This is a genomic window from Sphingomonas antarctica (assembly GCF_965137005.1).
Taxonomy (GTDB): domain Bacteria; phylum Pseudomonadota; class Alphaproteobacteria; order Sphingomonadales; family Sphingomonadaceae; genus Sphingomonas_O; species Sphingomonas_O antarctica.
In genome coordinates this window covers 145,803-166,274 of record NZ_CBCRXM010000003.1, presented here as the reverse complement: position 1 = coordinate 166,274, position 20,472 = coordinate 145,803, and the positions used below count along the sequence as shown (strand labels likewise).

Genomic DNA, 20,472 nt, shown 5'->3' with positions numbered 1-20,472 from the left:
AGTCACGCCTGGTCGCCCATCGCTTCGAAAAAATGGCGCCGACATAACGCGACGTAGCGTTCATTGCCGCCGGGTTCGAGCTGGGCACCCTCCCGGACCGCGCGACCCGATCCATCGACGCGCAGGTTCATTGTCGCCTTGCGCCCGCATTCGCACACCGATTTGAGTTCGACCAAAGCATCGGCCAGCGCCAGCAATGCCGCCGATCCGGGAAACAATTGCCCCTGAAAATCGGTGCGCAGGCCATAGCACAGCACCGGAATCCCCTGCCGGTCGGCGACCGTGGCCAGCTGGAGCACCTGGTCGCGGCTGAGCCATTGCGCCTCATCGACCAGCACGCAAGCAAGCGGTGCGACATCGTGCTCGGCGACGATCGCCGCCGCCAGATCGGTGCTTGCGTCGAACAGATTGGCGTCCAGCTCCAACCCGATGCGCGAACAGACCATCGCCCGCCGGTCCAGCGACCCGGTCCACAACATCGTCCGCATGCCGCGTTCACGGTAATTGAAATCGGCCTGAAGCAGCGTCGTCGACTTCCCCGCATTCATCGAAGCATAGTAGAAATAGAGCTTGGCCATCAGGCCACGTCGTCATCTGCCGCAAGGTCGCGCGCGACGTGCGGATCGCGCAGCAGCTTGTCGATATGGCTGCCCTCGTCGAAACTGTCATCGGCGAGGAATTTGAGCTTTGCCGCATATTTGCCGTTCACCGCGCGCGCGACTTCGCGTTGCAGGAATGCGGTGTTGGTCCGCAGCGCTTTCAGCACCGCCTCCTCGTCCTTGCCCAGCAACGGCTTGATGAACGCGGTCGCATGCCGCAAATCGGGTGACATGCGCACTTCGGTGACCGTCACCGAATGACTGGTCAGCACGTCGTCATGCACATCGCCGCGCGTGAGGAGGTCGCTGAGCGCGTGCCGCACCGCTTCGCCGACGCGAAGGGTGCGGACCGATTTGTCGGGACGTTCGCTCACAGCGTCCGCGCGCGTTCCTCGACCTCATAGGTTTCGAGGTAATCGCCCGCCTTGATATCGTTGGTCGCGTCGAAGGTGACACCGCATTCGAGGCCCGCCCGGACCTCGGCGACATCGTCCTTGAAGCGGCGCAGCGAATTGACCGAGCCGTTATAGATGATGACGTCGTCTCGCGTGATGCGCGCGCGCAGGTTCTTGCGGATGATGCCTTCGGTGACGAGCAGACCCGCCGCCTTGCCGGTCTTGCCGGCGGGGAAGACCTGCTTGATCTCGGCGCGCCCGACGACGGTTTCGATATATTCCGGACCCAGCTGACCCGCCATCCGCTCGCGGATTGCGTCGGTCAGGTGATAGATCACGTCGTAATAGAGGAACTCGACGCGGTCGCGTTTGGCCAAAGCCTGCGCCTTGGGGTTCGGACGGACGTTGAAACCGATCACCGGCGCCTTTGAGGCAGCGGCGAGGAGCACATCGCTTTCCGTTATGCCGCCGACACCCTGGCTCAGCACGCGAACCTTGATCTCGTCGGTCGACAGGCGGTTCAGCGCGCCGACGATCGCCCCGACCGAGCCTTGCGTGTCGGCCTTCACGACCACCGGCACTTGCTCGACCTTCGTCGCGGCCAGGTTGGCGAACAGGTTTTCCATATCGACCGGCGCAGCGCCGGTGCGTTTGCCGGTCGCAACGCTGGCGCGATAGGCAGCGACTTCGCGCGCCCGAGCTTCGTTTTCGACCACCGACAGCGGATCGCCCGCCAGCGGCACACCCGACAGGCCGAGGATTTCGACCGGCATCGACGGACCCGCCGTTTTCACCTGCTTGCCCTGATCATCGATCAGCGCCCGGACCTTGCCCGACTGTTCGCCGACGACGATGATATCGCCGACCTTCAGCGTGCCGCGACGGACCAATACGGTCGCGACCGCACCACGGCCCCTGTCGAGTTGGGCCTCGATCACCGTGCCTTCGGCGAGGCGATCGGGGTTGGCGGTCAGCTCCATCAATTCGGCCTGGAGCAGGATCTTTTCGATCAATTCGTCGAGTCCGGTCTTCTTGGTCGCGGACACTTCGACGTCCTGCACGTCGCCGGACATTTCCTCGACGACGACTTCGTATTGGAGCAGCTGTTCGCGCACCTTTTGCGCATTCGCTTCGGGCTTATCGATCTTGTTGATCGCGACGATCATCGGCACGTTAGCCGCCTTGGTATGGTTGATCGCCTCCACCGTCTGCGGCTTGATCGCGTCATCGGCGGCAACCACCAGCACGACGATATCGGTAACGTTGGCACCGCGAGCACGCATGTCGCCGAACGCCTCATGGCCCGGCGTGTCGAGGAACGTCACCTTGTCGCCCGACTTCACCTGCACCTGATAGGCGCCGATATGCTGGGTGATCCCGCCCGCTTCGCCGCGCACCACGTTGGTCCCGCGCAGCGCATCGAGGAGCGACGTTTTGCCATGATCGACATGGCCCATGATAGTGACGACCGGCGCGCGCGGTTGCAGCGTTTCCGACGCATCGACGTCCTGATCCACATCGATATCCGCATCGCTCTCGCTGACGCGCGTGACGTTATGGCCGAATTCGGTGACCAGCAGTTCGGCGGTGTCCTGATCGATCAAATCGTCCATCGCGCTGGGCGTACCCAGGTTGAACAGCGCCTTGATCAGGTCGGAACCGCGTTCGGCCATACGGTTGGCGAGTTCGCCGACGGTGATCTGGTCGGGGACGACGACGTCGCGGACCTGTTTTTCGCGCGGACCCGAATGGCTGCCATGCGCACGACGTTCCTTTTCACGGGCACGCTTCAGCGCCGCCAGCGAACGGGCGCGGGCGCCCTCGTCGCTGTCGAGCGCGCGGGTAACGGTGAGCTTGCCCGCCTGACGGCGGTCGTCGCCACCGGCGCGACCCGCCGACGGACGACGCGCGGGTTCTGGACGCCGCACCGGTGCGGCGTTGGCGCCAAAAGTGCGCGGGCGGTCGGCTTCGGCCACCGGGCGCGCAGCCGGTGCGGCTTCGACCGCAGCGGGTGCCGCTGGCTCGGGTGTGGGTTCGGCGGCGCGGGCAGCAGCGGCGGCCTCTTCTGCCTTGCGATTGTCTTCGGCACGGCGGCGCTCGTCATCGGACTGCTCGATCTTCGAGCGATCCTCGCGGCGGCGATTTTCCTCGAGCGAGTTCATCCGCGCTTCCTCGGCCTCGCGCAGCAGACGTTCCTGCTGTTCGCGACGCTCCAGCGGCGACATGGCGCGCGGGGCAGCGGGCGGGGGCGGCGCGACGGGTTCGGGTGCCGGGGCCGGCGCGGCCTCGACCACCGGTGCGGCGACCTCGACTTCGGGCACAGCCGCGGCTTCCTCGCCCGGCCGACCGATGATGCGACGCTTCTTGACCTCGACCACCACGGTGTTCGAGCGGCCATGGCTGAAGCTCTGCTTGACCTTGCCGGTCTCGACAGTGCGTTTGATGCCCAGCGGTGCGCGCATGCCCAGCTTTGGCTTGTTATCGTCGCTCATTACTTACCCAAAACCCTTCGATTAAACGTCATGCGCCGCGGGCCCCTGACCCTTGGCGGAATTTTCTGCAAGCCAACCGGTGGTCGGCAACCCGATAAATGCGTGCCAGCGATCGATCGCCAGGGCGACGCGATCCGCCGCGCGGCGGTCCGTCACGCCGATATGGACCACGTTGTCGCGGCCCAGCGCAGCACTTAACATGGCTCGTGGGGCGGACAAAACCAACCCCCGCGCGCCCGATCCCTCGTCGTCGTTACCGACGCGCCATGCCTGGTCGAGGCGGCGGTTGCCGTCCTCGGCCGCGTCGGCGGCGTGAAGCAACAGCGACACCTTGCCGCTGCGCGCGGTTTCGGCGACGCGCTCGCTGCCTGTGACCAGCGTCGACGCGCGTGCTTCGAGACCCAGCCGGTTGAGCGCATCGTCGGCCAAGGCGGTCTCGATCCGCGCGCCCAAATCCTCGGGCACCGCGACCTCGCCGTCCTTGAACGCGCGTTGCAGCGCGCCCTTCAATTTCCCTTTGGCAACGGCGGCATCCAGTGCTGGCCGGTCAACGGCGATCCACGCGCCCCGCCCCGGGGCACGCGCACGCACATCGGGCAGCACGTCGCCCGAAGGAGACAAGGCAAGCCGCACCAGCCGCGCCCGGTCTCCCTTGGCGCGGGTCAGGACACAGGTCCGTTCGCTTACCGTGTCATTGGGTGGAGTCCGCAACCGCGTCCTCCTTGTTGGCATCGTCGTCACCGAACCAGCCCGCCGCCTGACGCGCCGCCATGATGATCTCGTTGCCCTGTTCCATCGACAGGTTAAACGCCTGCAGGATGCCGCCCTTGGGCTCGTTCGCCGGAACGATCTTGCGGCGCGGTTCGACGCGGCGCTTTTCGACCAGTTCGTCGGTGGCGAGGTCGCCAAGGTCGTCGAGCGTCTTTACGCCCGCCTTGCCCAGCACGACCAGCATCGCTTCGTTCAGATGCGGCATTTCGGCGAGGGCGTCCTCGACGCCGAGGCCACGACGCGTCTCCCGATTGGCCTCGTCGCGGCGCGCCAGTGCTTCGCCCGCCCGGCTCTGCAATTCGGCGGCCAAGTCCTCGTCGAACCCTTCAATTCCGGCGATCTCGCTGACGTCGACATACGCGACTTCCTCGAGGTTGGTGAAGCCTTCGGCGACCAGCAACTGCGACAGCGTTTCGTCGACGTCGAGTTCCTGTTCGAACAGCGACGACCGCTCGACGAATTCACGCTGGCGCTTCTCGCTGGCGTCGGCCTCCGTCAGGATGTCGATCGCCTTGCCGGTCAGCTGACTGGCAAGGCGGACGTTCTGCCCGCGACGGCCGATGGCGAGCGACAATTGATCGTCGGGAACGACGACTTCGATCCGCTCTTCTTCCTCGTCGATGACCACGCGCGCGACGTTGGCCGGCTGTAGCGCGTTGACGACGAACGTGGCGATGTCCTCACTCCACGGAATGATGTCGATCTTTTCGCCCTGCATTTCCTGCACGACCGCCTGAACCCGGCTGCCCTTCATGCCGACGCACGCACCGACCGGATCGATCGACGAGTCGCGGCTGATCACGCCGATCTTCGCACGGCTGCCGGGGTCGCGGGCAGCGGCCATGATCGTGATCACGCCGTCGTAGATTTCGGGGACTTCCTGCGCGAACAGCTTTTTCATGAAGTCGGGATGCGCGCGGCTGAGGAAAATCTGCGGCCCGCGCACTTCGCGCACGACCTTGAGGATCAGCGAACGGATGCGGTCGCCGACGCGGACGACTTCGCGGGGAATCTGGGCATCACGGCGGATGACGCCTTCGGCGCGGCCGAGGTCGACAACGACGTGACCGAATTCGACACGCTTGACGACGCCGGTGATCAGCTCGCCGCCGCGATCCTTGAATTCTTCGAACTGGCGCTCGCGCTCGGCGTCACGGACCTTTTGAAAAATGATCTGCTTCGACGCCTGCGCCTGGATGCGGCCGAATTCGATCGGGGGCAGCGGGTCGACGATGAAGTCGCCGACGACGGCACCGGCCTGAAGCTTTTGCGCCTGCTCGACGGTCACCTGCTTGTAGATGTCGTCGACTTCCTCGACGACTTCGACGACGCGCCACAAGCGCAAATCACCCGTTTCGCCGTCGAGCTTGGCGCGGATTTCCATCTCCGAACCGTAACGCGTGCGTGCCGAGCGTGCGATCGCGTCTTCCATCGCCTCGATCACGATTTCGCGATCGATCAGCTTTTCCTTCGCAACCGAATCGGCAATCGCGATCAGCTCCGCCTTATTGGCAGTGGCGGGGGCGGCAGTGGCCATTAGTCGTCGTCCTCTTCTTCGAGTTCTTCTGCGTCACCGGCATCCAAAGGCGCGGTGGCGGCGATCAATTTGTCGGTCAGCACGAGCTTGCCCGCAGCGATTTGTGCGAACGGAACGCGCAGGGTTTCGTCGGTTACGGCAATCAGAACGTCGTCGCCCTCGACGCCCGCGAGATCGCCATCGACCTGCTTGCGATTGCCGAGCGCTTCGATGAGCTTGAGCTTCGCGCGATGCCCTACCCAATCGGCATAGTCGCCAAGCCGGGTCAGCGGGCGATCGATCCCCGGGGAACTCACCTCCAAACGATAGGCTTCTTCGATGGGATCAACTTCGTCGAACACTTCGGACAGGCGGCGCGACAGCGACCCGCAATCGGCGAGCGTCAGCTGGCGCGTGTCGGGCCGTTCCGCCATCACCTGCAGCACCGGGCCGTCCTCGCCGCCGAACATCGCCACGCGCACGAGATTGAGACCCAAAGCCCTGGCTTCGGGTTCGATCAATGCGGTCAGTTCGGCGAGGTCGTCCATGAAACTCCTGAATATGCAGCTTCCCGGCGTCCGGACCCTGCGGCCCGAACCCAAACACCCGACGATGTAAGGAAGTGACATGGATATAGTCCGGCCTGCCGCGCGCTGCAAGCGGTGATCGGGTGTGGCGTAACCGCCACGGTGTGGCGGACATGACCCTACCTTAGGGAACCAAATTAAATAATGCAGGTTAAACTGCGATATCTAAACCAAAACTGACCCGGATTATGACTCAGCCTGCCCGTATCCTGATCGTCGAAGACGAAATGCTCGTGGCCACCGAGATGGAAGCGATTCTCGAGGATCTGGGTCACGCCCCCGTCGGCATCGCGCCCGATCTTGAGACCGCGATGCAACTGGCCGATCGCAGTATTGATCTGGCGCTGGTCGACCTCAATTTGCGTGACGGCTTGACCGGCCCCGAAATTGGACGGCTGCTGTGCGAAAAGTGCAATATCACGGTGCTGTTCGTGACCGCCAATCCCGGGCTGCTTGGGACTGGCATTGCCGGCACCGTCGGTGTGCTCGCCAAGCCGACCAGTGAAGCCGATGTAAAGCGAGCGGTCGACTACGCGCTGCGCGTTCGTCACGGTGAGCGCGTGACGCCACCCGCAGGACTTCGCGCCTTCGGCTAACGGACGCTTATGATCAGCGGATCAGGCGACTCGCCGCGACGGTGACCCGCGCATGCAATCCCTCTGGACGCCAATCCTCATCGATCGCGCCGCCCAGTTGCCCTCCGATTGACATTTCCACCAATCGTGAGCCGAACCCGCGTCCCTGGGGCGGGCCATCGACGCGCGGCCCCCCATCTTCGAGCCAGTCGATCACCAGATCCTCACCATTGCGCACCACGTTTACCGCGACACGCCCGTCAGCCGCCGACAGCGCACCATATTTGGCGGCGTTGGTGGCCAGTTCATGGAAAACCAAGGCGATCGGCGTGGCACCGCGATCGTCGATCGGGGTATCCTCGCCCGACAGCGTGAAGCGCCCTTCGGCAAAAGCGGGATAGGCGGAAAACAGCCGAGCGAGCAACGTCTGCACCGAAGCTTCGGGTACATCGGGACGCGATTCTTCACTGTGCGGACGGACGAATTCATGTGCCTGGCCGAGTGCCGCGACGCGTTGCTGCAGCAATACGGCGAACGGCTTGGCCTCAGGATAGCTGCGCGCCGACTGGCCGATCAGGCCGTTGACCACGGCAAAGATGTTCTTGATGCGGTGGCTCAGCTCGCGCGACAATATGACATTCTGTTCGGCGTCCAGTTTCGCGTCGTGAATGTCGGTGCAAGTGCCGATCCAGCGACTTATTTGCCCTGCGTCATCCCGCACGGGCGACGCGCGTCCAAGCACCCAGCGATAATCCCCGCTGCGGTGGCGCAGGCGATATTCGATTTCATAGGGCTCGCCGGTCGCCAGGCAGTGTCGCCAGCGGTCCCAGGCGCGCTCCTGATCATCCGGGTGGAACATGCCGTTCCATGCTTCACCATCGGTCGAGCCTTCCGGCACCCCCGTGAATTCGTACCAGCGGCGGTTGTAATAATCGTGGAAGCCGCCGGGCAATGTCGACCACACCATTTGCGGCATGAGATCGAGCAGGACGTCGAAGCGCGCCGAGCTTTCGCGCAGGGCCTCGGCCGCGCCGCGATGGGTGCCCTTGGCAGTCTCGCTGTTTTCGCCAACCCACAGGCTGCCGCTCATCGCATCCTTGTCCGCAACCGACACTCGCACCGTCTCCTCAAAGCAGATCGAGAGGTCCGCACCGGTGAGGGGCGTGGACGCGCCCGACGCCTTCTGTCAAACCTCAAGTTGATGAAATGGTTGCCACTGGCGCTTGTCGCCTTCGCCTCTGCCCCGCCCGCTTTTGCCGATGGGCTGGTCGACAATGTCAATGGCGTGACGCTAGACGAGAATGGCCGTGTGGTGCGCTTTTCGGCGCTGACCGTCACTGCCGACGGCCATATCGGCAAGCTGATCGAGGCGGGTAACAAAAAGCCCGACAAGCTCGATTGGCGCTATGACGGCAAGGGCCAGGTGCTGATGCCCGGGCTGATCGACGCGCACACGCATGTCATGGAAACGGGGCTGGCGGCCTTGTCGCTCGACTTGTCCGGGACCACCAGTCTGGCGCAGGCGCAGGACCGCATCCGCGCCTTCGCCGCCGCGCATCCCGAACGGAAATGGATCCTGGGCGGCGGATGGAATCAGGAGCGTTGGGCACTGGGCCGGTTTCCGACCGCTGCCGAACTCGATCTGGCCGATGGCCGCCCGATCTGGCTGTCGCGCGCCGACGGGCATGCCGGCTGGGCCAACGCCGCCGCGTTGAAGGCGGCGGGCATCACCGCCGCGACCAAGGCGCCGCCGGGCGGCCGGATCGAAGGCGGGGTGTTCGTCGACAGCGCCAAGGGCCTGGTGGAGCGGGTCGTGCCATCGCTCACATCCAAGGATCGCGATCTGGGGCTGGCCAAGGCGCAGGACGTTTTTCTGGCGTACGGCGTCACCGCGGTCGCCGACATGGGCACTTCGGGCGAGGACTGGCTGGCGTTTCGCCGCGCGGGTGATGAGGGGCGGCTGCGCGTCCGCATCGTCAGTTATTCGCTGGGGCTCGAGCCGATGGAGGCGATCACCTCGGGCCAGCCGACGCCGTGGCTCTATGGCGACCGGCTGCGGATGTCCGGCGTAAAGCTTTACGCCGACGGGGCATTGGGGTCGCGCGGTGCGTGCCTCAAACAGCCTTATGCCGACAAGCCGACCGAAAGCGGCGCGTGCTTCATGGACGACGCCAAACTGCGCAATCTGATGGTGCGCGCCTCGATGGACGGGATGCAGGTCGCCGTTCACGCCATCGGCGATCGCGCCAATGCGCAGGTGCTGTCGGCGATCGAGGAAGTGTCTGGCACCTTTAACGGCGACCGGCGCTGGCGGATCGAACACGCGCAGATCGTCGATCCGGCGGACCTGCCGCGCTTTGGCAAGCATGGCATCGTCGCGTCGATGCAGCCGGTTCACCAGACCAGCGACCGGACGATGGCCGAGGCGCGGCTCGGGCCGGCGCGATTGGCGGGGGCCTATGCTTGGGCATCGATGCTGCGCAACGGCGCGAGCCTCGTCTTCGGATCGGACACGCCGGTCGAGCGGCCCGACCCCTGGGCCGGGATGGCCGCGGCGGTGACGCGCGAGGATGACAAGGGCGAACCGTTCGGCGGCTGGCAGGCGCAGGAACGCGTGACGCGCGAACAGGCGCTGGCCGGCTATACGATCGGCGCCGCGCGGGCGATGTTTGCCGAAGCGAAACTGGGGCGTCTGGCGCCGGGCATGGATGCCGATTTCGTGCTGGTCGATGTCGATCCGTTGCAATCGACGCCGTCGCAATTGCGCGCGACACGGGTGAGTGAGACCTGGATCGGAGGAGTGCGGGCTTGGAAACGATAATCGAAGCGCTGCGGACACCGGACGCGCGGTTCGCCGATCTGCCCGGCTATGCTTTCGCGCCGCACTGGCACGAGCATGCCAACGGGCTGCGCATGCATTACCTTGATGAAGGGTCGGGCGATGCGATGTTCCTGTGTCTCCACGGCCAGCCGAGCTGGTCGTATCTGTACCGCAAGATGATCCCGCTGCTGGCGCCGCATGGCCGGGTGATCGCGCCCGATCTGTTCGGGTTCGGCAAATCGGACAAGCCGATGGCGCAGCGGGTGTACAGCTTCGATTTCCACCGGCAGAGTTTGGTCGACCTGATCGTCGCGCTCGACCTGACCAACGTCACTTTGGTGTGCCAGGATTGGGGCGGGTTGCTGGGCCTGACTATTCCGCCGTTCATGGCCGAGCGTTTTACGCGGCTGATTGTCATGAACACTGGCATGGCGACCGGGGAAAGTCCGCTGGGGCCGGGATTCGAGGCTTGGAAGGCCTTCAACCGCTCGCAGCCCGATCTCGACCTGCAATCGCTGTTCGCGCGCGGCACGCCGGTGTTGAGCGAGGCCGAAGCGGCAGCTTATGCGGCACCTTATCCCGATGCGTCGTATAAGGCGGGAGTGCGGCAATTTCCCGAACTGGTGCCGACGCACCGCGATGCGGGCGGCGCCCATATCAGCCGTGCCGCGCGCGCCTGGTGGCACGACGAATGGACCGGGAAGAGCTTTATGGCGATCGGCGGCAGTGATCCGGTGATCAACGAAGACGCGATGCAGGCGCTGCGCCGAAATATCCGCAATTGCCCCGAGCCGCTGATTATCCGCGAAGCGGGGCATTTCGTGCAGGAATGGGGCGAGCAAGTGGTGTCCGCCGCTTTGGCCAGCTTCGCAGAGGTCTAGCTGCCGGTCTGGCGGATCAGCGTTTCGGGCGTGAGGATCTGCGGCAGCTCGCGAGCATTCGCTTCGCCCGGCGCATAATAGAGGTAGAGCGGCACGCCGGCGCGGCCGTGCGCGCGGAGGAAGGCTCCGATCGTCGCATCGCCGTCGGTCCAGTCGCCGACGAGCGTGGTGACTCCGGCTTTTTTGAACGCCGCTTGCGTTTCTTCGCGGTCGATTGCGGCCTTTTCGTTGACCTTGCAGGTCAGGCACCAATCGGCGGTAAAATAGACGAAGACGGGTTTTTTGGCGGCGACGAGTTGGGCGAGGCGGGCTTCGGAGAATTTTTCGCCGGTCGCCGGGCTGTCGGCGGTGGCCGATATTGCGTTTCGCGCCTTGGGCCGCACCAATCCGGCGGCAGCGATGGTGCCAACGACCGCAATGGCTGCGGCGATGGCGATGCCGGCGCGACCGACATGCTGACGCCGGCCACCGAAGAACAGTGCTACCGTCACGACGGCAACCACGCCCAGCATGAGGGCCAAGCCGGTCGAGCCTGTTTGCCGCGAAAACACCCAGCCGAGCCACAGCGCGGTCAGCGCCATCGGCACCGCCAGCACGCGGCGCAGGGTGACCATCCATTGGCCTGGTCGCGGCAATTTGCGGCGCAGCGCTGGGATGAAGCCGATGGCGAGGAACGGGAGTGCCAAGCCGAATCCCAGCCCGGCGAACACGGCCAAGGCTGCCGCAGGCGGCAGGATTAGCGCCGCGCCCAACGCTGCGCCCATGAACGGGCCGGTGCATGGGGTCGCGACGAAAGCGGCGAGTGCGCCGGTGGCAAATCCGCCTGCGGGATGTGTGCCGCCGCCGAGCACGGGCAGCTCGAATACGCCGAGCAGATTGAGTGTCAGCGCAACCATCAGCGCGAATAGGATCAGGACGACGCGCGGGTCCTGCAGCTGGAACGCCCAGCCGACCTTGAGCGCGATGACCAAGCCGCCGAGCGCGGTGAGGACAAGTATCGCCCCCGCTGCATAGGCCAGCGCCTCGCGCCGCGCCGCGCGCTCATCCGCGCCCGATTTGGCGAGGCTGAGCGCCTTCAGACTGAGGATGGGGAACACGCATGGCATGATGTTGAGGATCAGCCCGCCGAGGATCGCGCCGAGCAGCGCGATGATCGTCGCGCGCGCGTCGGCGCGCGGGGCGGGCGGCGGGACGGCGGGCACGGGGCCCGGGACGGCGGTAAAGCTCAGCCCGCGACCCCCGCCGATCGCCAGCACCCCGGCGATCGACGCCTGGCTGAAGTTCGGCGCGGCGGACAGGCTGACGACCAGCGTATCGCCGACGCGCGTCACGGCCTGCGGGCTCGAATCGATGATCGCCTTGCGTCCGATTGGATAGATGCGCGGATCGGTGAGGGCGGCGTTGGCGGGATAGGGGATGGCGAAGCGGATCAGCGGCTGTTCGTGCGAAAAATGCGCTTCGGCGGCCAGCGGTGCGGGGAGCCTGGCGCGCCATGCATCGAAGCGCGGATCGCGATCGGTGCCGTCACCGGCGGTCAGGGTCAGCGCGAATTCGGCGGCTTCGGGAACGCAGACTTCGGCGCTGCACACGAGGTAATGTGCGCTCAATTTGAGCGGTATCGCCCGGCCCGACGCGAGGCTGCGCGGGACCTTGAGGCGAAACAGCAGTGCATGCTCCCCCTCGAACACATAATTGGCGAGGCCCGCGACGGAGAGGACATGCGGCACCGGGAAATCGGGCCCGGCGACCAGCGTGTCCGCGGGCAGGGTCCATTTGAACTGGGGCGGGAAACCCGCCTCGCCCGGATTGCTCCAATAGCCATGCCAGCCGGGATGCGGGGTCAGGACCAGTGCAACCGCAACCTCCTGTCCGGCGCGCGGGTGCATCGTTTCGGCGACCAGCACCCCGTCCATGTTGCGCGCGGCGGCAGGCGCGGCGATGCAAAGAAACAGCAACATGAGCAGGCGAGACAAGCGCATCGCGCACGCTATAGCGCCGTTTCACGAATGCCCAAGGAGTTGTCATGCGCCGGTTCCTCGCCACTTTCGCCGCACTCGTCGCCAGCCCGCTCGCGGCGCAACCGGCGACCCCCCCGAAGCTGATCGTCGTCGTGTCGGTCGATCAGTTTTCGGCCGATCTGTTCGCCGAATATCGCGGGCAATGGACCGGCGGGTTCAAGCGCCTGGCCAGCGGCGCGGTGTTTCCGTCGGGCTATCAAAGCCACGCCGCGACCGAGACTTGTCCCGGTCATTCGACGATCCTGACCGGCGACCATCCGGCGCGCACCGGGATCATCGCCAACAACTGGATCGATCAGGCGGCGCGCGCCGAAAGTCAGGTTTATTGCGCCGAAGATGAAACCGTCCCCGGATCGACGTTTCGCGCCTATACGCCCAGCGCGGCACATTTGCTGGTGCCGACGCTGGGCGACCGGATGAAGGCGCTGAACCCCGAAAGCCGCGTCGTGTCGGTGTCGGGCAAGGATCGCGCAGCGATCATGATGGGCGGGCACACGACCGACCAGATGTGGTTCCTCGATCCGTTCACCAAGAACAGGTTCGTGACACTGGCGCCGCGAGCGCAGATGCCGATTCCGGTTCCGGTGACGCGCGTCAATGCCGGGCTGACCAAGCTGCTTGGCGCGGAGGGCAAAGCGCAGAAACTGTCGCCGCAATGTAGCAATCGCGATCGCGCCGTGCCCTTGTCGCCCACGCTGTCGGTCGGTGACGGGCGCTTCGTGCGCAAGGCGGGCGACGTGGATTCGTTCCGCGCCTCGCCCGATCTCGACCGTGCGACGTTCGCGCTGGCGGGTGACCTCGCCCACGACATGAAGCTGGGTCAGGGTTCGTCGACCGATCTGTTGATCGTCGGCGCCTCGGGCACCGACTATGTCGATCACCGCTATGGGACCGAGGGTGCGGAAACGTGCATCCAGCTGACCGCGCTCGACGGATTGCTGGCGGAGCTGTTCAAGCAACTGGACCGCGCCAAGGTCGACTATGTCGTCGTGTTGACCGCCGATCATGGCGGGCATGACATCCCCGAGCGCAACCGCGATCACGCGCTGTCCGATGCGCAGCGCATCGATCCCGGTGTCACCGCCGGCAAGATCGGTGTGCAGATCGGCAAGGAAATGGGCCTGACCGGTCCGGTGCTGCGCTATGCCGATCTGGGCGACGTCTGGGTCGATAACGCTGTACCGGCGGCCAAGCGCGCGGACGTCGTTGCGCGGGCGAAGGCATTGTTCATGGCGATGCCCCAAGTGGCGACGGTGCTGACCAAGGCCGAGTTGATGGCAACGCCGCCGGGAACCAGGCCAGTCGAACTCTGGACCCTCGCCGAACGCGCGCGCGCATCCTTCAGCCCGGCGCGGTCGGGCGATTTCCTGGTGTTGCTGAAACCGCGGGTTACACCGATCGCGGTGCCGACGCCGGGCTATGCCGCAACGCATGGCAGTCCGTACGATTACGACCGCCGTGTGCCAATCCTGTTCTGGCGCAAGGGCATGACCGGGTTCGAACAGCCCAACAGCGTCGAGACGATCGACATCGCGCCGACCCTCGCCGCGCTGATCGGTTTGGAGGTTCCGGCGGGCGATATGGACGGCCGCTGCCTCGATCTCGATGCCGGAGCGGGATCGACCTGCCGCCGATGACTGTCCCGAAGCGGGACATGTACCACCGAAAGTTGGCCCGCGTGTCGTTTCTGTCCAATTTTGTGAGGCCGCAAGGGTTTAGCAGCGCCGACAAGCAAGGCGGGCGCGTCGCACCAGCGACGGCGCTCGCGCAACCAGTCAACAGGTGGGGGCCTGTGGGGGCGTCGCGGGGGGACATCGCGGCGCCCCCTCTAGTTTAATCGATATTGGGCCTGAGCCAGCGGCGGGCGGTGTCGAGGTCAACGCCGCGCCGCGCCGCATAATCCTCGACCTGGCCTTCGCCGATCCGCGCGACACCGAAATATTCGGCTTGCGGATGGCCGAAGTAAAAGCCGGAGACTGCCGCGGTGGGCAGCATTGCGAAGCTTTCGGTCAGCGTCAGCCCGGTATCGCCCGCCTGTAGCAGTTCGAACAGGATCGGCTTGAGGCTGTGATCAGGGCATGCCGGATAGCCAGGCGCGGGACGGATGCCGCGATACTCTTCCTTGATCAGTGCCTCGGGGGTAAGTTGCTCGCCGGGCGCGTAGCCCCACAATGTCGTGCGGACATGGCTGTGAAGGCGTTCGGCAAAGGCTTCAGCGAAGCGATCCGCCAGCGCCTTGAGCAGGATGTCCTGATAATCGTCATGCTGTGCACGGAATCCGGCGAGGTATGGCTCGATGCCGTGGATGCCGACCGCGAAGCCGCCGATCCAGTCGCCATCATGGTCGACAAAGTCGGCGAGGCACATATTGGGTCGGCCTTCGCGCTTGGCGATCTGCTGGCGGAGGAAGCTGAATTTGAAGTGATCCTCCCCTTCGAGATGGAGGATCACATCGTCGCCGTGACGGCGGCACGGCCATAAACCAGCGACCCCGCGCGCGGTGAGCCATTTTTCGTCGATGATCCGCTTGAGCATCGCTTGCGCATCGTCGAACAAGTTGCGCGCCGACTCGCCAACCACTTCGTCGTCGAGGATCGCAGGGTAATTGCCCGCCAATTCCCACGCGCGGAAAAATGGCGTCCAGTCGATGATGCTGGCGAGGTCGGCCAAATCCCAATCGTCGAACCGATGCACGCCGGGCTGGAGCGGTGGTTGCGGTTTCAGCCGCATGTCCGCCTTGACACCATTGGCGCGCGCGTCTTCGAGGCTGAGCAGCGGGTTTTGCCCCTTGCCCTCGCGGACTTCGCGGACGTGCGCGTAGTCCTTGGCAAAACCTTCGACATAGGCGTCGCGCCCGGTGTCGCTGACCAACGCCGTTGCCACGCCGACCGCGCGGCTGGCGTCGAGGACGTGCAGGACCGGGCCTTTGTATGCCGGGTCGATGCGCAGCGCGGTGTGGACTTTCGAAGTCGTCGCGCCACCGATCAGCAGCGGCATGGTCATGCCCGCGCGCTGCATTTCCTCCGCCACCGTGACCATTTCGTCGAGCGACGGGGTGATCAACCCGCTGAGGCCGATCATGTCCGCATCATTCTCGTTCGCGGCTTCCAAAATCTTCGACCACGGCACCATCACACCAAGGTCGATGACTTCGTACCCATTACATTGCAGCACGACCCCCACAATATTCTTGCCGATATCGTGGACGTCGCCCTTGACGGTGGCCATGATGATGCGGCCCTTGGCGCGCTGACCGGGGGTCTTTTCGGCTTCGATGAAGGGCAGCAGATGCGCCACCGCCTTCTTCATCACGCGCGCCGATTTGACGACCTGCGGCAGGAACATCTTGCCGCTGCCGAACAGGTCTCCGACGACGTTCATGCCGTCCATCAGCGGGCCTTCGATCACCTCGATCGGCTTGGGCAAAGCGAGGCGCATCTCCTCGGTGTCCTCGACGACATACATGTCGATGCCCTTGACCAGGGCATGTTCGAGCCGCTTGCGGACTTCCCAGCCGCGCCATTCCTCGGCAGCCTTTTCGACCGCCGCGTCGGTGCCGCGATAGCGTTCGGCGAGATCGACCAGCCGTTCGGTCGCGCCGGGATCGCGGTTGAGGATGACGTCCTCGCACGCCTGACGGAGCGCGGGGTCGATCGTGTCGTACACGTCGAGCTGGCCGGCATTGACGATCGCCATGTCGAGGCCCGCGGGTATCGCGTAGTAAAGGAACACGCTGTGCATCGCGCGGCGCACCGGTTCGTTGCCGCGGAAGCTGAAGCTTAGATTCGACAGGCCGCCCGAAAAATGCGCGTGCGGGCAACGGATGCGGATGTTTTTGACCGCCTCGATGAAGTCGACCGCGTAGTTATTATGCTCCTCGATCCCCGTCGCGACGGCAAAGATGTTGGGATCGAAAATGATGTCCTCGGGCGGGAAGCCGATGGTCATCAGGAGGTCGTAAGCGCGCGCGCAGATTTCCTCTTTGCGTGCCTGGGTGTCGGCCTGGCCGGTCTCGTCGAACGCCATGACCACGACGGCGGCGCCGTAATTCATGCATTTGCGCGCCTGGTCGAGGAAGGCCGTCTCGCCCTCCTTCATGCTGATCGAATTGACGATCGGCTTGCCGGGGACGCACTTGAGGCCAGCTTCGATCACACTCCATTTCGAGCTGTCGACCATGACCGGGACGCGCGCGATATCCGGCTCGGCGGCGATCAGTTTGAGGAAGGTGACCATCGCCGCTTCGGAATCGAGCAGCCCTTCGTCCATGTTGACGTCGATGATCTGCGCGCCGTTTTCCACCTGTTGGCGCGCGACTTCGACCGCGCGCGAATAATCGCCCGCCATGATCAGCTTCTTGAACGCCGCCGATCCGGTGACGTTGGTGCGCTCGCCGATATTGACGAAGGTTGCGGTCGATTGCGTCATGAATGTGATGCGGCTCAGGCCGCGAGCGTCATCGGTTCGAGGCCGGCGAGGCGTGTCTGCACGGGAACACTGGGCAGCACGCGCGGCGCAAGTCCGGCAATCTTGCGTACCATGGCGGCGATGTGCGCGGGGGTCGAGCCGCAGCAGCCGCCCAAGATGTTGACCTGACCTGCCTCGGCCCATTCGCCGACCAATGCCGCAGTCTCGTCGGGCAGTTCGTCATACGCGCCGAGATCGTTGGGCAGCCCGGCATTGGGGTAAACCATGATCAAAGTGTCGGCGAGCGCGCTCAAGACCTTCACATGCGGGCGGATTTGCTGCGCGCCGAACGAGCAATTGAGGCCGATGGTCAGCGGGCGGGCATGGCGAACCGAGTGCCAGAACGCCTCGACCGTGTGGCCCGACAAATTGCGGCCCGACAGGTCGGTCAGGGTCATCGACATCATGATGGGTAGTTCGCGGCCCAAAGCGGCCTCGGCCTGCTTGACCGCCATGATCCCGGCCTTGGCATTGAGCGTGTCGAACACGGTTTCGATCAGAATGAAGTCGCAACCGCCTTCGGCCAGCGCTTCGGTCTGTTCGCGATAGACGGCGGTCAGTTCGTCGAAATCGATCTCGCGAAAACCCGGATCGTTGACGTCGGGGCTGAGCGACAGCGTCTTGTTAGTCGGTCCGATCGCACCAGCAACGAAGCGCGGGCGACCGTCCCTGGCGGTATATTCGTCGGCGAGCGTGCGCGCGACGCGACCGCTTTGCACATTGATGTCGCGGACCAGATGCTCGGCGCCGTAGTCCGCCTGGCTGATGCGGTTGGCGGAAAAGGTGTTGGTCGAGACGATGTCCGATCCGGCATCGAGATAGGCGCGGGTGATCGTCTTTGGCACGTCCGGTTTCGACAGTGCGAGGATGTCGTTATTGCCCTTTTGATCGAGCGTCAGGCCGAGCAACCCGGCGTAATCGGCTTCGGACAGCTTCCAGTTCTGGATCTCGGTGCCGAACGCGCCGTCGGTCAGCAGAATGCGTTTGCCGGCTTCGGCGATGAGCTGTTCGCGCTTGGTCATGCCGCCTGCTCCATCGCGCTGCCTTGCGGGCGAACGCCGAGCAGATGGCAGATCGCATAGCTCAGCTCGGCGCGGTTGAGGGTGTAGAAGTGGAACTGGCGCACGCCGCCAGCGTAGAGGCGGCGGCACAATTCCGCGGCAACGGTCGCCGCGACCAATTGGCGCGCGGCGGGGAGATCGTCGAGGCCGGCAAACAGCTTTTCCAGCCAGGCGGGAACAGCCGTGCCGCACATCGTCGACATGCGCTTTACACTGGCAAAGTTCATCACCGGCATGATGCCTGGGACGATCTCGGCGTCGATCCCCGCAGCCGTCGCCGCGTCGCGGAAGCGAAAGAACGTCTCGGCCTCGTGAAAAAACTGCGTGATCGCGCGCGTCGCCCCGGCGTCGAGCTTGCGCTTGAGATTGTCGAGATCGGCGGTGGCATGCGGCGAATCCGGATGGCATTCGGGATAAGCGGCGACGGAGATTTCGAAGGGATGCAGCTGGCGCAGTCCGGCGACGAGAGTGGCCGCGTTTTCATAACCGCCGGGATGCACAGCGTAGGGCGTGCCTGAAGTCGGCATGTCGCCGCGCAAGGCGACGATGTGGCGCACCCCCGCTTGCCAATAGGCGTCGGCGACGGCGTCAATTTCTTCGCGTGATGCTTCGACGCAGGTGAGATGCGCGGCCGCCGGGATGCTGGTTTCGCGCGCGATGCGTTCGACTGTCGCGTGGGTGCGCTCGCGTGTCGAACCACCGGCGCCATAGGTTACCGACACGAAACGGGGGTTAAGCGGGGCGAGGGTCTCGACCGACTGCCACAGGGTTTCGGCCATCTTGTCGGATTTGGGCGGGAAGAATTCGAACGACACGGCGATATCGCCCGCAACATCGGCGAACAACGGTGCGGCAAGCGCACGGCGCGCTTCTTCGAGCTGGCGGACCGAGAGCGTCATGCGGCGAGCTTTCGGGCCAAAGCGGGCTTGGCGGCGCGCCACAATTTGACGGTCAGCGTGCCGCCTTCAAGCGTTTCGGTCGCGTCGAGTGTCAGGCCCGCATCCGCCAGCCAGCCCGCGATTTGGGCATCCTCGAAGCCGAGCCGCGCGTGCGCGGCGCCGTCGCGCAATTCTTCATGCTCGTGGCTGGCAAAGTCGGCAATCAACAAGCGGCCGCCGGGCGCGAGAATGCGCGCGGCCTCGCCGATCGCGACGGCGGGTTCGGAAAGATAGTGCAGGACTTGATGGACGATGACCGTGTCGGCCACCGCGTCGTTCAGCGGCAGGGCGGCAATCTCCCCCTGACGCAGGTCGCAGGGTTGGCCGTCGAGCTTGGCGCGCGCGAGGCGGAGCATTTCGGGGCTGCGGTCGATGCCCGTCGCGCGGCTGGCTTGCGCGCTGAACAGCTCGATCATCCGGCCGGTGCCGGTGCCGAGATCGACGAGTTGGCCGAGTGGTCCCGAGAGCATCGCGCGCATCCGCGCCTCGACCGAGTCGTCAGGGGCGTGGAGTGAGCGCAGCGCGTCCCATTCGTGCGCGTGTTGAGCGAAAAAGCGCTCGGCCGCAGCGGTGCGTTCGGCGCGGATCGCCGCGAGGTGGGCTATGTCCTCGCGGCCCAGTTCGGCGCCGCCTGCCGCGTGGATCAATGCTTCGAGCGGTTCGGCAATGGTTGCGTCACCGGGGGTCAGGAATACCCAACTGCCTTCGCGGCGGCGGCAGGCGAGCCCGGCGTCGCACAGAATCTTGACGTGACGCGACACGCGCGGCTGGCTCTGTTCCAGCACCTGCGCCAGTTCGCCGACGGCCAGTTCCATTTGCCCGAGCAACGCGACGATGCGCAGCCGGGTCGGATCGGCCAAGGCCCGGAAAAGATCGGTCAGCGTGTCCACGAGGCGCATATAAAGAAATCCTTATATGCGGTCAACGCAGAGGTTAACGTGCAACGAATATGCCGGTCCGGGGGTTGAGCGGGAATCTACAGGGAGACGATGTGATGACCAAGACACTGCTGACCGCCGCCGCGATTGCGACCCTCGCGCTCGGCGCATGTTCGAAATCGACCGAACAAAATGCCAGCGAAACCTATAACGGCGCGGTCTCCGACACCGCCACGACGACCAATGAAGCGGTCAGTGACGTCAATGCCGCGACCAACGATGCGATGATGTCGGCAGGCAATGCGATGGACTCGGCGGGCAACCACACAATGTCCGCCGCCGACAAGATGCGTGCTTCGACCGCGAATGCGATGGACGATACCGGCGACGCGATGAAGGATGCCGGGAATTCGATGAAGCGCTAAGGCGCCTTGTCCGGGTAAGAAAGGGGCCAGGGCGCTGGGTGCGCTCCG

General features: G+C 64.9%; 16 protein-coding genes and 1 pseudogene. 5 read left to right on the top strand and 12 right to left on the bottom strand.

Annotated features, from left to right (window positions below; genetic code table 11):
* Positions 1-2: 2 nt before the first annotated feature.
* From ACM9ME_RS04580 to rimP, 6 genes are read right to left on the bottom strand one after another with little or no spacing between them, the layout of a single operon-like run.
* Entirely contained in the window at positions 3-578 is a 576-nt protein-coding gene (locus tag ACM9ME_RS04580) for a thymidine kinase (RefSeq protein WP_415642258.1), read from the bottom strand.
* Positions 578-973 (bottom strand): 30S ribosome-binding factor RbfA, encoded by a 396-nt coding sequence (rbfA, locus tag ACM9ME_RS04575; protein ID WP_415642257.1) that lies wholly within the window; start codon positions 971-973, stop codon positions 578-580. Before rbfA ends, ACM9ME_RS04580 begins: the two co-directional genes overlap by 1 nt.
* Positions 970-3,486, bottom strand: a complete 2,517-nt coding sequence (gene infB, locus ACM9ME_RS04570) for a translation initiation factor IF-2 (protein ID WP_415642256.1) — start codon at positions 3,484-3,486, stop codon at positions 970-972. Before infB ends, rbfA begins: the two co-directional genes overlap by 4 nt.
* 21 nt (positions 3,487-3,507) lie before the next feature.
* Positions 3,508-4,197 (bottom strand): DUF448 domain-containing protein, encoded by a 690-nt coding sequence (locus ACM9ME_RS04565; protein ID WP_415642255.1) that lies wholly within the window; start codon positions 4,195-4,197, stop codon positions 3,508-3,510.
* Positions 4,178-5,794, bottom strand: a complete 1,617-nt coding sequence (gene nusA, locus ACM9ME_RS04560) for a transcription termination factor NusA (protein ID WP_415642254.1) — start codon at positions 5,792-5,794, stop codon at positions 4,178-4,180. Before nusA ends, ACM9ME_RS04565 begins: the two co-directional genes overlap by 20 nt.
* Positions 5,794-6,321, bottom strand: a complete 528-nt coding sequence (rimP, locus tag ACM9ME_RS04555) for a ribosome maturation protein RimP (RefSeq protein WP_415642253.1) — start codon at positions 6,319-6,321, stop codon at positions 5,794-5,796. The genes nusA and rimP overlap by 1 nt, the downstream gene beginning before the upstream one ends.
* Before the next feature lie 227 nt (positions 6,322-6,548).
* Between rimP and ACM9ME_RS04550 the strand changes: the two genes are divergently transcribed.
* On the top strand, positions 6,549-6,956 hold the full coding sequence (locus tag ACM9ME_RS04550; RefSeq protein WP_415642252.1) for a response regulator: 408 nt from the start codon (positions 6,549-6,551) through the stop codon (positions 6,954-6,956).
* A gap of 13 nt (positions 6,957-6,969) precedes the next feature.
* Here the strand turns inward: ACM9ME_RS04550 and ACM9ME_RS04545 are convergent, their stop codons facing one another.
* Complete coding sequence (locus ACM9ME_RS04545) at positions 6,970-8,055, bottom strand: sensor histidine kinase (protein WP_415642251.1); 1,086 nt, start codon at positions 8,053-8,055, stop codon at positions 6,970-6,972.
* Between the two features lie 81 nt (positions 8,056-8,136).
* Between ACM9ME_RS04545 and ACM9ME_RS04540 the strand changes: the two genes are divergently transcribed.
* Both ACM9ME_RS04540 and ACM9ME_RS04535 read left to right on the top strand, forming a co-directional pair.
* Positions 8,137-9,756 carry an amidohydrolase gene (locus ACM9ME_RS04540; protein ID WP_415642250.1) on the top strand — a complete coding sequence of 540 codons (1,620 nt, stop codon included), beginning with the start codon at positions 8,137-8,139 and terminating at the stop codon, positions 9,754-9,756.
* The gene (locus ACM9ME_RS04535; protein ID WP_415642249.1) at positions 9,744-10,637 is read left to right on the top strand and encodes a haloalkane dehalogenase; all 894 of its coding nucleotides are present in this window, start codon (positions 9,744-9,746) and stop codon (positions 10,635-10,637) included. The genes ACM9ME_RS04540 and ACM9ME_RS04535 overlap by 13 nt, the downstream gene beginning before the upstream one ends.
* Here ACM9ME_RS04535 and ACM9ME_RS04530 read toward each other — a convergent pair.
* Positions 10,634-12,616 carry a protein-disulfide reductase DsbD family protein gene (locus ACM9ME_RS04530; RefSeq protein WP_415642248.1) on the bottom strand — a complete coding sequence of 661 codons (1,983 nt, stop codon included), beginning with the start codon at positions 12,614-12,616 and terminating at the stop codon, positions 10,634-10,636. The two genes, ACM9ME_RS04535 and ACM9ME_RS04530, sit on opposite strands and share 4 nt — an antisense overlap.
* Positions 12,617-12,660: 44 nt before the next feature.
* Here ACM9ME_RS04530 and ACM9ME_RS04525 point away from each other — a divergent pair, with 44 nt between their 5' ends.
* Positions 12,661-14,292 carry an alkaline phosphatase family protein gene (locus ACM9ME_RS04525; RefSeq protein ID WP_415642247.1) on the top strand — a complete coding sequence of 544 codons (1,632 nt, stop codon included), beginning with the start codon at positions 12,661-12,663 and terminating at the stop codon, positions 14,290-14,292.
* 196 nt (positions 14,293-14,488) lie between these two features.
* On the opposite strand, the pseudogene metH reads toward ACM9ME_RS04525, so the two are convergent.
* The 4 genes and pseudogenes from metH to ACM9ME_RS04505 form a co-directional block, all read right to left on the bottom strand.
* Positions 14,489-17,134: pseudogene (metH, locus tag ACM9ME_RS04520) on the bottom strand (methionine synthase); the annotation flags it as partial.
* Positions 17,098-18,144, bottom strand: a complete 1,047-nt coding sequence (locus ACM9ME_RS04515; RefSeq protein ID WP_415642246.1) for a homocysteine S-methyltransferase family protein — start codon at positions 18,142-18,144, stop codon at positions 17,098-17,100. The pseudogene metH and the gene ACM9ME_RS04515, both read right to left, overlap by 37 nt.
* Entirely contained in the window at positions 18,141-19,082 is a 942-nt protein-coding gene (gene metF, locus ACM9ME_RS04510; protein WP_415642245.1) for a methylenetetrahydrofolate reductase [NAD(P)H], read from the bottom strand. The genes ACM9ME_RS04515 and metF overlap by 4 nt, the downstream gene beginning before the upstream one ends.
* Positions 19,079-20,020 (bottom strand): ArsR/SmtB family transcription factor, encoded by a 942-nt coding sequence (locus tag ACM9ME_RS04505; protein WP_415642244.1) that lies wholly within the window; start codon positions 20,018-20,020, stop codon positions 19,079-19,081. The genes metF and ACM9ME_RS04505 overlap by 4 nt, the downstream gene beginning before the upstream one ends.
* Positions 20,021-20,115: 95 nt before the next feature.
* Between ACM9ME_RS04505 and ACM9ME_RS04500 the strand changes: the two genes are divergently transcribed.
* Entirely contained in the window at positions 20,116-20,424 is a 309-nt protein-coding gene (locus ACM9ME_RS04500; RefSeq protein WP_415642243.1) for a hypothetical protein, read from the top strand.
* The last annotated feature ends 48 nt before the right edge of the window (positions 20,425-20,472 follow it).